Here is a 16,616-nt window from a genome sequence, read left to right on the forward strand (position 1 = left end):
AATCATTCGTTAGCCTTAATCACTATCCTAAATAGGGATGAGATGACGTCCTCAACCTTTTAACCGCTAGGGTTTTTACTAGCTCTCGCCGTGCGCCCAGGGGATTCCCTCTATGAGAACCCGCCCCCAACGCCAATATCAACGGGGTTTTGACCCCGATACCAGCCGAAAAAAAGCCGCGGCCCGGCACATGCCGGGCGCGGCAAGAAAGAAGCTTTTTCGACGAAAAGACTGTCGATATGTTTCCGCCGACACAACCTGCCCGTGCCGGGGATGGGCAATCGAAATATAGGTAACATTTTTATTTTTGTGCCGGACCTGCCATTTACTCCATATAGGCGAAGTCAAATACCGTATGACCCCCCTGATGGTGCCAATGGTGCATTGAAGCATGACGCTTCCTCAGGAAGCTTGCATAGTGGATTTCGCCGTCGGTTTCAACGTAGGTGGACGGGGTGAGTTCTTCGATGCGGTTGAGCGACACGCCCTTTCCGTAGTGGCAAAAGCCCTGGTACTGCGCGCAGCGGATGACGTCTCCGCTAGGCGAGACAACGATTCCCGCGTTGCGGGCCCGCATGGGGTTGCGAACGATGGGGTTGCAGGCGTGGGGCGTCCACTCAGTCGAACGCGGCGAATCCGAGAAAAACGCGAACAATTCATCGCAATGGCTTTGCCCGTCTGTTCTGTCTATATTTGTTAATAACCACCAGTATTCCCCGTGTTTAAAAATAATAGTATCCACGGCGGATATATTGGTCATTAACGTAACATCCAGCTCCCACTTAAGTGGAAATTCTGTGCATTTCCACAGCTCTATACTGCGATTTCCACACGTCTCCGGCACCATGTAAGTGACGCCTTCGTGTTCAAAAATATACGGAAAAGATAAATGATAGGGCAGGTTCAGCGCAGTGCCCAACAGCCGGAAAGCCCCGTCAGAGTAGGTCGCAACGGAAATCGTGCCCTTGCGCGAAGTGAAATCGTAATCTTCAAAAAATATATAGGGTTTTTTATCATGCGTATAAACAAACGGATCGGCGAAGAACCTGCCCTTTGGAGGTTGCAGCACCATAGCTTCGGATACCACCGCTTGTTGGCGGGATGACGGAAACATACCGATCCGCCATCGCACATTGCGTTTCATGATGCGCCGCACAATCAAATCCGATATTAACCACGCTTGACGCGCAATATATGAAGCGCTGTCCCACTCCGCCGGGTCGCCGCGCCGAGGCCCGCTCATGATCTGCATCTCGGGCGCGGCAACGGCCTGCCTGGCCCGCGCCAGCGCCTGCAAGGCGTCATAGACCATGAAATTTCCCAAGCTGAATGCGCGCGCCTGATTTTTCAACCAGAACACTTCGGTGTTGAAACTGCGCTGGTCCAGCAGTTCGTCCTGATCGGCTTCCGGCCCCACGCGCCAGAGTTTCACCGTGGTGTGATCCTCGCGCTGGTAGACCTCCCAAAATCCCGCGTAGCGGCTGGTCGACACGGCAATGTCGGAATAACTCAGCTGCCAGACCCCCAACCGCGCCCACCCCGTCATTTGCGCGCGTGTGGCCAGCGACGCGCCCAGGGTGATCACCAGGTCCAGCCCCAGCGCCCCCACGGCTTCTTGCGCCCCCGCCTCGGGCTCGCCCGGTTCAAGCGGCAGCACCGGCGTGCTGGCCGGCAGGCTCTTACGCATATCGCGGCAGTCGGCCAGCATCTGCCGTTGTTTGGCGGGCAGCATGCGGGCCTCGAAGCGCGACAAGGTTCCGAACAGCGCCCTCATGCCCAGCCTTGGCCCTTTGCTGACGCCCGCTGCCGTCATCACCAGCAACGCGGACATGACGAAGTCCTGACTATGGATCAGCCAGTCAACCATCTCATGCATCCAGCCGGGTTGCTCATACCCGTCAACCAGCAGTCCCACTCGGTAGGTCTTCATTTTGTCCTGCTCCTGTGTCAGGGCGTACGGTTCGCCGGGGCTACGCATAGGTCTACGCGCTGATACTGATGCGTTTTCGCCCTGCCTTCCAGACCACATTCATCCTAGGGCGGCCGTCCGAGGACAAACGGTTCACTTACCCCCCTGTGACGGAGATCCGGCTCGTCCGACGGCGCGAGGCGCCTCATCCATCTGAGCTATCTGACCCGGTGCGTCAGTACCTGAAAGGCGCACAATGCAGCACACCCGAAACCCCTTAGGGGTAAACCCTATTGGGGATAGCCGAGGCTCGCGTCTCCATCAACCCTCACGCATAATGGTTTTTAAACGAACGTTTGAATTCAACCTTATGCAAGAAATCAGAACTCCCAACACCCGCGAAACCATCCTCGACACGGCCGAAGCCCTGTTTGCGCAGCAAGGCCATGACGGCACGTCGATGCGTCAAATCACCGGCGCGGCCGGCGTCAATCTGGCCTCGGTGAACTACCACTTCGGCTCGAAAGAGTCACTCGTGCAGGCGGTGCTCAAACGCCGCCTGGAAGTCCTGAATCACGAGCGCCTGCGCCTGTTGGACGAACTGGAGGCGCAATCCGGCGGCAAGCCCTTGAAGCCCTCGCAAATCGTTGACGCGTTCTTCGGCACGCTCTTGCGCCTGGCCGCCGACCCGGCTCAAGCAGGCAGCACGTTCCTGCCCCTGCTGGAACGCACCATGACCGACCCGTCCGACTTCATCCGCGCACTGTTCGCGGAGGAATACGCGGATGTGCTCGAGCGTTATCGCAACGCCCTCTTTGCCGCGCTGCCCGATGTGCCCAAGACGGAAATCATGTGGCGCTTCCAATTCATGTTGGGCGCGACGTCCTACGCCATCATCGGCACCGACCTGCTGCGCTCCGTGACGGGAATGACCGTCGATGAATCCGAACAGCCCGACAACCCCGACCTGCTGCTGCCGCGCCTGATGAGCTTCCTGCTGGGCGGCCTGCGCGCGCCGTTGCCGCCGGTGGCGGGCGCCTAGCCGCGCCGCCCGGATGGCGGCCAGGACAGAACAAGACAGAACCCCTACGGAGACAAAGAAATGAACGCAGTCCTCCTCGCGCTGGTCGTCATCGCGCTCCTTGCCGTCATCGTGCTGGCCGTGCGGCCCGTGCGCCGCGCACTGCTGTCAGCGCCGATCTTCAATCTGTACCGCAAGGTGCTGCCGCAGATGTCCGACACCGAGCGCGATGCGCTGGAAGCCGGCACCGTGTGGTGGGAAGGCGAATTGTTCCGCGGCCGGCCCGACTGGAGCCGCCTGCTGGCCTACCCGCGCCCGACGCTGACCGCTGAAGAACAACACTTTCTGGATAACCAGGCCGAAGAGGCCTGCCGCATGGTCAACGACTGGAGCGTCACGCAGGAACGCTACGACCTGCCGGCCGACGTCTGGAACTATCTGAAGACCCAGGGCTTTCTGGGCATGATCATCCCCAAGGAATATGGCGGCCTGGCGTTCTCGGCCTATGCCCATTCCGAAATCGTGACCAAGCTGTCCACGCGCTCGTCCGCGCTGGCGGTCTCGGTGATGGTGCCCAACTCGCTCGGCCCCGCCGAGCTGCTGCTGCACTACGGCACCGAAGAGCAAAAGAACCACTACCTGCCGCGTCTGGCGCGCGGTGAAGACGTGCCCGCCTTCGCGTTGACCAGCCCCTGGGCCGGGTCGGACGCCGCCGCCATTCCCGACAGCGGCATCGTTTGCAAAGGCGAATGGCAAGGCCGCGAAGTGCTGGGCATGCGCGTCACCTGGGACAAGCGCTACATCACGCTGGCGCCCGTTTGCACCTTGCTGGGGCTGGCGTTCCGCCTGTACGACCCCGACGGCCTGCTGGGCGGCAAGAAAGACCTGGGCATCACGTGCGCGCTGGTGCCGCACGACCACCCTGGCGTGGACACCGGCCGCCGCCACTTCCCGCTGAACGCCATGTTCATGAACGGGCCCACGCGCGGCAATGACGTCTTCATGCCGCTGGACTTCATCATCGGCGGCCCCGCGATGGCCGGCCAAGGCTGGCGCATGCTGATGGAATGCCTGGCGGCCGGCCGCTCGATTTCACTGCCCTCTTCCAATACCGGCATGTCCAAGCTGACGGCGCGCGCCGTGGGCGGCTACGCCCGCGTGCGCAGCCAGTTCCGCATGCCGGTCGGCAAATTCGAAGGCGTGGAAGAAGCGCTGGCCCGCATCGGCGGCAACACCTACATGATGGACGCCGCGCGCAGCATGACGGCGGGCGCGGTGGATCTGGGCGAAAAGCCCTCAGTGGTATCGGCCATCGTCAAATACCACGTCACCGAACGCGCACGCCAGGTCGTCAATGACGGCATGGACGTGATTGGCGGCAAGGGCATCTGCCTGGGTCCCAACAACTTCCTGGGCCGCGCGTATCAGCAGATTCCCATTGGCATCACGGTTGAAGGCGCCAACATCCTCACGCGCAGCCTGATCATCTTCGGCCAGGGCGCCATCCGCTGCCATCCGTACGTGCTGGCGGAAATGCGCGCCGTGCAATCGCCGACCAAGCAGCAGGGCCTGACCGATTTCGACAGCGCCTTCTGGAGCCACGTGGGCTTTGTCGTGCGCAACAAGCTGCGCGCGTTGGGCACCGCGCTGACCGGCGCGCGGTTCGTTACCGTGAACGCCGATGTCGCCCCCGGCATGAAGCGCTACTACCAGCTGCTTAGCCGCTATTCCGCCGCGTTCGCGCTGCTGGCCGATACGTCGATGCTGGTGCTGGGCGGCAGCCTGAAGCGCCGCGAACGGCTGTCGGCGCGCTTGGGCGACGTGCTGTCGCAAATGTACCTGGTGAGCGCCACGCTCAAGCGCTATGAAGATGAAGGCCGCCAGGCCGCCGACGCGCCGCTTGCGCACTGGTCCATTCAAGACGCGCTGTACAAGTTGCAGGAAGCCATTGACGGCGTGCTGGAAAACTATCCCAACCGATTCGTGGCCTGGGGCCTTGCCCGCATCATCTTCCCGTGGGGCCGCACCCAGAAGCTGCCCTCTGACCAACTGGGCCAGGATGTGGCCCGGCTGCTGATCAACCCCTGCGACACGCGTGACCGCCTGACCGCCGGCTGCCATTTGCCCGCCACCGAAGACGAGCCGGTGGGCGCCATCGAACAGGCGCTGGCCGCAACGCTTGACGCCGAGCCCATCGAAGCCAAGATCCGCGAACTGGAAAAGCGCGGCGCGCTGGAAGGCAACCCGCAAGCCAATGTGCGTGACATTGCCGACGCCGCGTTCGCCATGGGCGGCATCACGGCGGAAGAATATACCGTTGTGAAACGCCGCAACCGCTTGCGCGATGCCGTTGTGAAAGTGGATGATTTCCCCTTTGATCTTGGCGCATCGGACGCAATCAAGCCTGCGGCCGAACGCAAGGTCGCTTAAGGGAGGATACGGATGGCATTCAAACCGGTTTACGTCGTTGATGGCGCCCGCACTCCTTTCCTGAAAGCTCGCACCGGGCCGGGGCCCTTTTCCGCTGGCGACCTGGCGGTGCAGGCGGGCCGCGGCCTGCTGCTGCGCCAGCCCTATGCGCCTACGGAATTGGACGAAGTCATCATCGGCTGCGCCGCCCCCTCGCCCGACGAAGTCAACATTGGCCGCGTGATCGCGCTGCGCCTGGGTTGCGGCAACAAGGTGCCGGGCTGGACGGTGATGCGCAACTGCGCATCCGGCATGCAGGCGCTGGATTCCGGCATCGCCAACATCCAGTCCGGCCGCTCGCAATTGGTGCTGGCCGGCGGCACAGACGCGCTATCGCGTGCGCCGCTGTTGTTCTCAGACGACATGGTGCGCTGGCTCGCCGGCTGGTACGCGGCGCGCGGCATCGGCGCAAAACTGGCCGCGTTGCGCGGCTTCAAGTTGAAGCATCTGGCGCCCGTCATCGGTCTGCTCAAGGGTCTGACGGACCCCGTCGTGGGCCTGTCGATGGGGCAGACCGCCGAGAACGTCGCTACCCGCTTCGGCATCGACCGCGCCGCCATGGACGCCTACGCGGCCAGCAGCCACCGTCGTGCGCTGGCCGCCCGCGCCGCCGGCGCCATGACCGAAATCACGCCGCTGATCGACACGCAAGGCAAGCTCTACCCTGATGACGACGGCGTGCGCGAAGACTCCACGCCCGAAAAGCTGGCCAAGCTCAAGCCCGTGTTCGACAAGCCCTGGGGCAACATCACCGCAGGCAACAGCTCGCAAGTGACGGACGGCGCGGCGATGCTGGTGCTGGCGTCTGAAGAAGCCGTCGCCAAATGGAACCTGCGCCCCATCGGCCGCATTGTCGACAGCCAGTGGGCCGGGCTGGACCCGGCGCAGATGGGGCTGGGGCCAGTGCATGCCGCCACGCCCATCCTGCAACGCCACGGCCTGGGCTTGAACGACCTGGACTTGTGGGAAATCAACGAGGCGTTCGCCGCCCAAGTGCTAGGCTGCCTGGCAGCATGGCAAGACGACGCCTATTGCCAAGAACACTTCGGTACGCCAGCATGGGGGCCACTGGACCCCGACAAACTCAACGTGGACGGCGGCGCCATTGCAATCGGCCATCCCGTGGGCGCCTCCGGCGCCCGCATCGTGCTGCATTTGCTTGACGCCCTGAAGCGCCGCGGCGCCAAGCGCGGCATGGCCGCCATCTGCATTGGCGGCGGACAAGGCGGTGCGATGCTGGTTGAAACCCTGGACGAGGACCGCCCATGACGACACTGGACACGCTTTCCCACTGGCGCCTGGACCGCGACCCTGACGGCCTGGCCTGGCTGACGTTTGACCGCGCGGGCAGCGCCGTCAACGCGCTGTCGGCCGACACCATGGCCGAGCTTGCCCTGGTGCTGGATGCGCTGGACGCCGCGCCGCCGCCGGGCTTGATCATTCAATCCGGCAAGTCCACCGGCTTCATCGTGGGCGCCGACGTCAACGAATTCGCCAGCCTGGACACGCCCGAGCAAGCCCGCGCGCTGGTGGCTCGGGGCTGGAATCTGTTCAAGCGACTGGCCGCCGTGCGCTACCCCACGCTGGCGCTGATCCAGGGCCACTGCCTGGGCGGCGGACTGGAACTGGCGCTGGCCTGCCGCTACCGGCTGGTGGCGGATCAACCCGGCACCTCGCTTGCGCTGCCCGAAGTGATGCTGGGCATTTTCCCAGGCTGGGGCGGCATGCTGCGGCTGCCGCAGGTGATTGGCGCGCCCGCCGCGCTGGACATGATGCTGACCGGCCGGGGCGCGGATGCGCGACGCGCCGCCGCATTGGGCTTGGCCGATGCACGCGTGCCGCCCCGCTTGCTGCTGGCCGCCGCCCGCCAGACCGTGCTGTCGAAAAAACCGCCACGCCGCGCGCGCGGCTTTGGTGCGCTGGCCAATCTGTGGCCGTTGAAATTGCTGGTCGCCAACCGCGCCCGCAAGCAGATCGCCGCGAAAGACCCCTTGGGCCACTACCCCGCCGCGCCCGCCATCGTGACGCTGTGGGAAAAGCATGGCGGCAATGCGCTGCAAGCGCCGGAACTTATCGACGGCATCATCTCGTCTGACACCGCCCGCAATCTGCTGCGCGTGTTCCGCCTGCAAGAACGCCTGAAGGCGAACGGCAAACAACCGGGCGTTACCCCAGCACGCCACGTGCATGTGGTGGGCGCGGGGGTGATGGGCGGCGACATCGCCGCGTGGTGCGCGTTCAAGGGCATGACCGTCACGTTGCAAGACCAGGACATGGCTCGCATTGCGCCCGCCATCAAGCGCGCGGCCACGCTGTACGCGCGCCGTCTGAAAGACCCGCGTCTGGCGCGCGCCGCGTTTGACCGGCTGATTCCCGACCCGGCAGGCGCTGGCGTGCCGCTGGCCGACATCATCATCGAAGCCATCAGCGAACAGCCCGAGGCCAAGCGCGCGCTATACGCGTCGCTGGAACCGCGCATGAAGGCCGGCGCGCTGCTGGCCACCAACACGTCCAGCCTGTCGCTTGAAACCCTGCGCACGGGACTCGCCCGCCCCGAGCGGCTGGTTGGCATTCATTTCTTCAACCCGGTGGCGAAGATGCCGTTGGTGGAAGTGGTGCATGCCGAGGGCGATGCCGGCGACGCCACGGCACGCGCCTGCGCGTTCGTGGGCCAGATCGACAAGCTTGCGCTGCCCGTCAAGAGCGCGCCGGGCTTTCTGGTCAACGCGGTGCTGGCCCCCTACATGCTGCAAGCCATGCGCAGTGTGGATGAAGGCATCGCGCCCGAAACCATCGACGCCGCCATGGTGGCCTTCGGCATGCCCATGGGGCCGCTGGAACTGGCCGACACGGTGGGCCTGGACATCGCGCGCGCGGCAGGCGAAGAACTGGCCGGCGGCGCCGAACCCCCGCGCTGCCTGGCCGAACGGCTGGCGCGCGGCGATCTCGGCAAAAAAAGCGGCAAGGGCTTCTACACATGGCGCGACGGCAAGCCGGTCAAACAAGGCGGGGCCAGCCCCGCCGCCGCGCCTGCGGGTTTGGCGGAGCGCCTGATTCAACCGCTGGTGGACGCCACCCGTCAGCGCGTGCAAGCCGGCGTCGTCGCCGATGCCGATCTGGCCGACGCCGGTGTGATTTTCGGAACCGGGTTCGCGCCATTCACGGGCGGCCCCTTGCATTACCAAAGCAGCAGTGCGTAGCACCACGGAAAACCCCGCAGTCATAACCGCAATAACCGCAATAACCGCAACAAAAAACGGCTCACGCCGAGTAGACCGGCCAGCATACAGACCGGCAGTGGAATAGAGACATACATCCAACTCGAGGAGGCAGTACCATGCGCAGACGTTCATTGTCCCTGAGCACCTTGTCGGCCCTTGTGGTCGGCCTGGGCGCATCCGCAACGTCCTACGCCGCCGGCTTTCAGCTTTTAGAGCAGAACGCCAGCGGCCTGGGCAACGCTTATGCAGGCTCGGCGGCAAATCCGGAAAACGCCAGCATCATCTACTTCAACCCGGCAGGCATGACCTACCTGCCCGGCGTGAACTTTTCGGGCGGGGTCAACCTGATCAAACCGTCCTTCAAATTCAAGGACAACGGCGACAGCCGCAACCCCAGCGTGCCCGGCCTGCCTGGCTCGGGCCTGAACGGCTCGGTTCCCACGGGCGGCAATGGCGGCGACGCCGGCAACCTGGGCGTGGTGCCGAACCTGTACGCCTCCTGGCAGTTGAACGAACAGTGGTACCTGGGCCTGGGCGTGGGCGCCCCGTTCGGCCTGATGACCGAATACGACGATGGCTGGGTCGGCCAATACCACTCCAACAAATTCGAGATCAAGACGATCAACGTCAACCCGTCGATTGCCTACAAGGTCAACGAAAAGTTCTCGATGGGCTTCGGCGTGAACTGGCAGCACATCGACGCCAACTACAAGAAGAAAACGGTGGTGCCGATTGCCGGCCTGCCGGTCGCCACCAACGGCGACGCCGACTTGAACTTGAAGGGTGACGCCTGGGGCTGGAACGTTGGCTTCATGCTGCAACCCACGGAAGACACCCGCATCGGCCTGTCGTACCGCTCGAAGATCAAGCACACCGCCAAGGGCGACACCGACATCACCAGCATCGGCCCCACCAAGCAGTCGGTGTCGTTTGACGCCAAGGCCTCGGTGGACCTGCCCGACACGCTGATTCTCAGCGCCGCGCATCAGCTGAACGAACGCTGGGAGCTGCTGGGCGACGTGTCGTGGACGGGCTGGAGCAGCATTCCCGACCTGAAGATCCGCAACTCCGGCGCGGGCGCGCGTGATGACGACCTGCCGCTGAACTTCCGCGACACGTGGCGCGTGGCGGTGGGCGCGAACTACAAGTTCGCCCCCGACTGGAAGTGGAAGTTCGGTCTGGCCTACGACCAGTCGCCCGTCCACAAGGAAGCCGACCGCCCGACCTCGCTGCCCGACAACGACCGCTACTGGTTCTCGACGGGCGTGCAGTGGCAAGCCACCAAGAGCACCACGCTGGACCTGGGCTACACCTATCTGTACCTGCGCAAGACGGACATCGACACCACGTCCGGCAATCAGCTGACCAAGGGCCGCGTGGCGGGCTCCTATGACAGCAGCGGCCACATCCTTGGCCTCCAACTGTCGTCCCGCTTCTAGCCTATGCGCGGGCGGCCGGCCACGCGCCGCCGCCCGCTTTTTCAGGAGAATCCCTTGAGCAAGTTCGTCGTCAAACACGTTGCCGTGCTGGGTGCCGGCGTCATGGGCGCGCAGATCGCCGCCCACCTGGCCAATGCCGGCGTGCCCGTCACGCTGTTCGATCTGGCCGCGGCCGAAGGCGACCGCAACGGCATCGTCAACAAGGCGCTGGCCGGCCTGAAAAAGCTGGAACCCGCGCCGCTGGCGGGCGCCGCCCGCATCGCGCTGATCACCCCCGCCAACTACGACGACCATCTGGACGCGCTGCGTGGCTGCGATCTGGTCATCGAAGCCATTGCCGAACGCATGGACTGGAAGACGGCGCTGTATGAGCGCATCGCCCCGCATGTGTCGCCCGACGCCATCATTGCGTCGAACACGTCCGGCCTGTCGATCGACGCGCTGGCCAACGCGCTGCCCGCGAGCCTGCGCGACCGCTTCTGCGGCATCCACTTCTTCAATCCGCCCCGCTACATGCGGTTGGTGGAAATCATCGCCACATCGCACACGCAGCCGGCCGTGCTGGACCAGTTGGAAACCTGGCTGACGTCCACGCTGGGCAAAGGCGTGATCCGCGCACTGGACACGCCCAACTTCGTGGCCAACCGCATCGGCGTGTTCTCCATTCTGGCCGCCATGCATCACACCGCGCGCCTGGGGCTGGGCTTTGACGAGGTCGACGCACTGACCGGCCCGAAGATCGGCCGCCCCAAGAGCGCGACCTACCGCACGGCGGACGTGGTCGGTCTGGACACGCTGGCCCACGTGGTCGGCACCATGGAAAAGAACCTGCCGAAAGACCCGTGGCACCGCTACTTCGCGCTGCCGGCGTGGTTGTCTGCACTGATCCAAAAAGGTGCGCTGGGCCAGAAGACAGGCGCGGGCGTGTACCGCAAGCAAGGCCGCGACATCCTGGTGCTGGACCTGAAGGCGCAAGACTACGTGCCCAGCGCCGGTAAGCTGGCCGACGAGGTCGCCGTGCTGCTGAAAGAACGCAACCCCGCCCGCCGCTTCGCCGCGCTGCGCGCAAGCGAACACCCGCAGGCCCAGTTCCTGTGGAGCCTGTTTCGCGACATCTTCCACTACAGCGCCGTACAGCTTGAGCACGTGGCCGACAACGCCCGCGACCTGGACCTGGCCATGCGCTGGGGCTTTGGCTGGTCGCAAGGCCCGTTCGAAACCTGGCAAGCTGCGGGCTGGCAAGACATTGCCGCTGCGGTGGCCGAAGACATCGCCGCAGGCCGCGCCATGAGCGATGCGCCGCTGCCCGCCTGGGTGCAAGAGCCCGATCGCCAGGGCGTGCACACGCCCGAAGGCTCGTACTCGGCACGCACCGGCACGCTGCATCCGCGCTCGTCGCTGCCCGTGTACCAGCGCCAGCTGTTTCCCGAACGTGTCTTTGGTGAAGGCGCTGACGACCGTGGCGTCACCGTCTGGGAAAACGAAGGCGTGCGCCTGTGGAACCTGCCTGACGTGGATGCCGGCATCGCCATCCTGTCGGTCACGTCCAAGAATCACACGCTGGGCGGCGAAGTGCTGGAAGGCGTGCTGCAAGCCGTGGCCCGGGCCGAACGCGAATTCGACGGCCTGGTCATCTGGCACGAACCGCCGTTTGCGGTGGGCGCCAACTTGCAGCAAGTGGTCGAGGCCTGCGCCGCGGGCCAGTTCGACATGCTGGAAGCCATGGTCGAGAAATTCCAGCGCGCGTCCCAATCATTCAAGTACGCGCAGATTCCCACCGTGGCGGCCGTGCAGGGCATGGCGCTGGGCGGGGGCTGCGAATTCCTGATGCACGCCTCGCACCGTGTGCTGGCGCTGGAAAGCTATATCGGCTTGGTGGAAGCGGGCGTCGGCCTGATTCCCGCGGGTGGCGGCAGCAAGGAATTTGCGGGCCGCGCCGCCGCGTTGGCGGCCAAGACCGCAACGCCCGGCGAAGTCTTCCCCTATCTGCAACCCGTGTTCCAGACCATCGCCATGGCGCAGGTAGCCAAGAGCGGCCTGGAAGCCATCGACGCCGGTTTTGCCCGCGAGCACGACATCGTGCTGTTCCACCCCGACGAGCTGCTCTTTGTGGCCATCGGGCAAGCTCGCGCCGCAGCCCAGGCCGGCTACACGCCGCCCCCGCGCCTGTCCAACATTCCGGTCGCAGGCCGCAACGGCATCGCCAACTTTGAAATGGTGCTGGTCAATATGCGCGAAGGCGGCATGATCAGCGCGCACGATTACCGCGTGGCCCGCAGCGCCGCCGTGGCGTTGTGCGGTGGCGAAGTCGAAACCGGCACGAAGGTGGACGAAGAATGGCTGCTGGCCGTGGAACGAAAGGAATTCGTTGCGCTCTTGCGCACGCCTGAAACCCAGGCCCGCATCCGCCACACGCTGGAAACCGGCAAGCCCTTGCGCAACTGAGGAAACGATCATGACGAAGCAGATTCAAGACGCCTACATCGTCGCCGCCACGCGCTTGCCGGTGGGCAAGCGCAACGGCGCCTACATCACCACGCGCCCCGACGACATGCTGGCCGCCGCGCTGAACGGCGCGCTGGCGCAAGTGCCAGGGCTGGACACCGCGCGCATCGAAGACGTGATCGCCGGCTGCGCCATGCCGGAAGCCGAGCAAGGCATGAACGTGGCGCGCATCGGCCTGCTGCTGGCGGGCCTGCCGCAAAGCGTGGCGGGCGTGACCGTCAACCGCTTCTGCGCGTCGGGCCTGCAAGCGGTGGCAGACGCCGCCGCCCGCATCCGCACGGGCGAAGCCGACATCATGATCGGCGCAGGCACCGAGTCCATGAGCGCCATGCCGCAGATCATGGGCAACAAGGTGTCGATGAACCCCGCCATCTTCGCGCACGAAGAAAATATCGGCATGGCCTTCGGCATGGGCCTGACCGGTGAAAAGGTGGCCGAGCGCTGGAAGGTGTCGCGCGAAGATCAGGACGCCTTTGCGCTTGCTTCGCACCAGAAGGCCTGCGCCGCCATTGCCGCCGGCCATTTCCGCGCCGAGACCACGCCGTTTGAAGTCGTGCAACATCTGCCTGACGGCGCAAGCGGCGCGGTGCGCGTCGTGCGCCGGCTGGTGGAAGTGGACGAAGGCCCGCGCCCGGACAGCAGCGCCGAAGCCCTGGCCCGCCTGCGCCCCGTGTTCTCGGCACGCGGCAGCGTCACGGCCGGCAACAGCTCGCAGATGTCTGACGGCGCGGCCGCCATCGTGCTGGTGTCTGACCGCATCCTGCGCGAATTCAACCTAAGCCCGCTGGCGCGCTTTGTCAGCTTTGCGGTGGCCGGCGTGCCGCCCGAAGTGATGGGTATCGGCCCGGTGGCCGCCATCCCCAAGGTGCTGGACCGCGCCGGCATCACGCAAGACGCGCTGGACTGGATCGAACTGAACGAAGCCTTCGCCGCGCAGTCGCTTGCCGTGATCCGGGAACTGAAGCTGGACCCCGCCAAGGTCAACCCGCTGGGCGGCGCCATCGCGTTGGGCCACCCGCTGGGCGCCACGGGCGCCATCCGTACCGCCACCATCACGCACGGCTTGCGCCGCACGGGGGGCAAGTATGGTCTGGTCACCATGTGCATCGGCACCGGCATGGGCGCGGCCGGCTTGTTCGAGGCCTTGTAATCGCGGCCGCATGATGCTCACCCACCTGGACCCCGCGTGAAGCCTTATTGGTTCAAGAACCTGTCGCCAGAATGGCGTGCGCGCCTGATGCGGGTGGGCTTCAACCTGCATCCCGCGTTTCGCGCCACGGGCGGCCGGGTGTTGCACGTATCGCCGGACTTTCAGCACATCCGCATCAAGCTGCCGCTCTTGCGGCGCACACGCAATATTGTTGGGTCGATGTACGGCGGGTCGTTGTTTGCGGTGACGGACGGCGCCCATCCCACGATGCTGATGTCCGCGTTGGGCGCGGATCACATCGTGTGGGACAAGGCGGCGTCCATTCGCTACCGCAAGCCCGCCTACACGACGTTGTATGTCGACTTCCGGTTGCCGCCCGGAGAAATCGCGGCCATCCGCGAGATCCTTGCGCGCGACCATGAAACCACCCGCACGTACACGGTGGAATTGAAGGACAAGGACGGCGTGGTGTATGCCGTCGTGGAACGCACGATCTATATCGCAGACAAGAAGTTCTACAAGCGAAAAAACACTGGAGGAGACCCATGCAACGCATCTCTGGAGGGCGATCCGCCGCCCTGAGCCTCATCCTTGCCGCCAGCCTGGCGGCCGCGCCCGCGTTCGCCGCCGACATCGAGGTTGCCGGTAAACGCGTCCCCGAACAATTGTCCGAAGGCAGCCATGCGCTGGTGCTGAACGGCGCTGGCGTGCGCACCAAATTCGTCGTGAAGGTCTATGTGGCCGCACTCTACGTCACCGCCAAAAGCAGTGACGCGGCCGCGGTGATCAACAGCACGGAGCCGCGCCGCATCCGCCTGCAATTGCTGCGCGATGTCGACAGCAAAAGCCTGGACGAAGCGCTGCAGGAAGGTTTGCGCGACAATACGCCCAAGCAGGAACTGGCCACGCTGAAGGCGTCGGCGGATCGCTTGTCGCAAATGATGGCCGAGATCGGCAACGCCAAGGAAGGCGATGTGGTCGATCTGGACTTCGACGCCCGCGGCGTCACCTTCACCGGCAACGGCAAGCAGCGGGGCCGCATCGACAACCCTGCATTCTCGCGCGCCTTGCTGCGCGTTTGGCTGGGCGATAAGCCGGCACAGACCTCCCTGAAGAAAGCCCTGTTGGGCAACTAGGCGGAACCTCACCACGATGGAACGAATCTGGCACAAGAGCTATCCCTCTGGCGTCCCCGCTGAGATCGAGATGGACGGCGTCACCACGCTGGTCTCGGTTGTGCGGGACAGCTGCCGCCGCTACGCCGGGAAGACGGCGTACATCAGCATGGGCAAGTCCCTCAGCTATGCCGAGCTGGACGCCCTGACCCGCGACTTCGCCGCCTGGCTGCACGCCAATGGGCTGGGCAAGGGCGACCGCGTCGCGCTCATGATGCCCAACCTGCTGCAATACCCCATCTGCCTGTTCGGCGCCCTGCGCGCCGGCTGCATCGTGGTCAATTGCAATCCGCTCTACACCGCGCACGAGCTTGAACATCAACTGGCTGATTCCGGCGCGCGCGCCATTGTGGTGGCCGACAACTTCGCCGCCACGCTGCAAAAGGCCTTGCCGAACACGGCCGTCGAACACGTGCTGGTGACGTCCATCGGTGAAATGCTCGGCCCCGTCAAAGGCCGGCTGGTGGACTTCGTGATTCGCCGCGTCAAGCGCATGGTGCCCGCGTGGTCGCTGCCGCGCGCCATCGGCCTTCGCGATGCGCTGAGCCAGGGCCGCAATGCGCCTTTCACCGAAGTGCCGCTGGACCAGCGCGACCTGGCGTGCCTGCAATACACGGGCGGCACCACGGGCGTGGCCAAGGCGGCAATGCTGTCGCACGGCAATCTGGTGGCCAACCTGAGCCAGGCGCATGCGTGGATCAAGCCGCTGGTAAAAGAAGGCGAAGAATGCGTCGTGACGGCGCTGCCGCTCTATCACATCTTCGCGCTGACGGCGAACTGCCTGACCTTTATGAAGATCGGCGCCAGCAACCTGCTGATCATCAATCCGCGCGACATTCCCGGCCTGATCAAGGAAATGAGCAAGGTGCCGTTCTCGGCCTTCACGGGCGTGAACACGCTGTTCAACGCCCTGCTCAACCATCCCGATTTCGCCAAGCTGGATTTCTCGCGGCTGCGCTTGACCATGGGCGGCGGTATGGCGGTGCAACGCGCGGTGGCCGACCGCTGGCGCGCCGTCACCGGCAAGTCGCTGGCGCAGGCCTACGGGCTGACCGAGACCTCGCCTGCCGTCACCGTCAACCCGCTGGACGTCAAGGTGTTCACCGGCTCGATCGGCCTGCCGGTGCCATCTACCGAAATCTCCATCCGCAACGATGAAGGCGTTGAACAAGGCATCGGCGAAAGCGGAGAAATCTGCGTGCGCGGGCCACAGGTCACGCAAGGCTACTGGAACCGCCCCGACGAAACCGCGCTGGTCATGTACGCCGACGGTTTTCTGCGCACGGGCGACATCGGCTACGTGGACCAGGACGGCTACGTGTTCCTGATCGACCGCAAGAAAGACATGATTCTGGTGTCGGGCTTTAACGTGTATCCCAACGAGGTCGAAGACGCCGCCGCGCTGCACCCGGGCGTGCGCGAAGTGGCCGCCGTCGGCGTGCCAGACGAACGCTCGGGCGAAGCAGTCAAGCTGTACGTGATCCGCAAAGACCCGGGGTTGGACGCCGAAACGCTGATCGCCCATTGCCGCACGCAACTGACGGGCTACAAGGTGCCGCGATACGTGGAGTTCCGCGATGATCTGCCGCGCACGAACGTGGGCAAGATATTGCGTCGGGAGTTGAAGCCCGAGGCGCCGAAGGTGGACGCGGCGCAGCCCGAAACGCAGGCGTCCGGCCAAGGCTAGATGAGTGGGGCGGCGCCGACATTTCGGTAAGCCGCCCCCG

11 protein-coding genes are annotated in these 16,616 nt (G+C 64.6%); 10 read left to right on the forward strand and 1 reads right to left on the reverse strand.

Annotated features, from left to right (window positions below; all coding sequences use genetic code 11):
- Positions 1–325: 325 nt before the first annotated feature.
- Complete coding sequence (locus tag ACFZAI_RS24605) at positions 326–1,930, reverse strand: hypothetical protein (RefSeq protein ID WP_391569389.1); 1,605 nt, start codon at positions 1,928–1,930, stop codon at positions 326–328.
- Positions 1,931–2,279: 349 nt separating this feature from the next.
- Between ACFZAI_RS24605 and ACFZAI_RS24610 the strand changes: the two genes are divergently transcribed.
- The 10 genes from ACFZAI_RS24610 (at position 2,280) to ACFZAI_RS24655 (ending at position 16,576) form a co-directional block, all read left to right on the forward strand.
- Entirely contained in the window at positions 2,280–2,951 is a 672-nt protein-coding gene (locus ACFZAI_RS24610) for a TetR/AcrR family transcriptional regulator (RefSeq protein ID WP_391569390.1), read from the forward strand.
- A gap of 60 nt (positions 2,952–3,011) precedes the next feature.
- Positions 3,012–5,360, forward strand: a complete 2,349-nt coding sequence (locus ACFZAI_RS24615; protein ID WP_391569391.1) for an acyl-CoA dehydrogenase — start codon at positions 3,012–3,014, stop codon at positions 5,358–5,360.
- Positions 5,361–5,372: 12 nt separating this feature from the next.
- Positions 5,373–6,668, forward strand: a complete 1,296-nt coding sequence (locus tag ACFZAI_RS24620; RefSeq protein WP_391569392.1) for an acetyl-CoA C-acetyltransferase — start codon at positions 5,373–5,375, stop codon at positions 6,666–6,668.
- Entirely contained in the window at positions 6,665–8,599 is a 1,935-nt protein-coding gene (locus ACFZAI_RS24625; protein WP_391569393.1) for a 3-hydroxyacyl-CoA dehydrogenase NAD-binding domain-containing protein, read from the forward strand. Before ACFZAI_RS24620 ends, ACFZAI_RS24625 begins: the two co-directional genes overlap by 4 nt.
- Positions 8,600–8,736: 137 nt before the next feature.
- Entirely contained in the window at positions 8,737–10,059 is a 1,323-nt protein-coding gene (locus ACFZAI_RS24630) for an OmpP1/FadL family transporter (RefSeq protein WP_391569394.1), read from the forward strand.
- Between the two features lie 54 nt (positions 10,060–10,113).
- Complete coding sequence (locus ACFZAI_RS24635; protein WP_391569395.1) at positions 10,114–12,504, forward strand: 3-hydroxyacyl-CoA dehydrogenase/enoyl-CoA hydratase family protein; 2,391 nt, start codon at positions 10,114–10,116, stop codon at positions 12,502–12,504.
- A gap of 10 nt (positions 12,505–12,514) precedes the next feature.
- Positions 12,515–13,714: an acetyl-CoA C-acyltransferase gene (locus tag ACFZAI_RS24640; RefSeq protein ID WP_391569396.1), complete on the forward strand. Its 1,200-nt coding sequence runs from the start codon at positions 12,515–12,517 to the stop codon at positions 13,712–13,714.
- A gap of 36 nt (positions 13,715–13,750) precedes the next feature.
- A complete protein-coding gene (locus tag ACFZAI_RS24645) occupies positions 13,751–14,296 on the forward strand; it encodes a DUF4442 domain-containing protein (protein ID WP_391569397.1) in 546 nt (181 codons plus the stop codon).
- On the forward strand, positions 14,260–14,850 hold the full coding sequence (locus tag ACFZAI_RS24650; RefSeq protein WP_391569398.1) for a chalcone isomerase family protein: 591 nt from the start codon (positions 14,260–14,262) through the stop codon (positions 14,848–14,850). Before ACFZAI_RS24645 ends, ACFZAI_RS24650 begins: the two co-directional genes overlap by 37 nt.
- Positions 14,851–14,866: 16 nt before the next feature.
- On the forward strand, positions 14,867–16,576 hold the full coding sequence (locus tag ACFZAI_RS24655) for an AMP-binding protein (RefSeq protein ID WP_391569399.1): 1,710 nt from the start codon (positions 14,867–14,869) through the stop codon (positions 16,574–16,576).
- The last annotated feature ends 40 nt before the right edge of the window (positions 16,577–16,616 follow it).

Source organism: Achromobacter sp. NPDC008082 (genome assembly GCF_042957345.1).
Taxonomy (GTDB): domain Bacteria; phylum Pseudomonadota; class Gammaproteobacteria; order Burkholderiales; family Burkholderiaceae_B; genus Achromobacter; species Achromobacter kerstersii_A.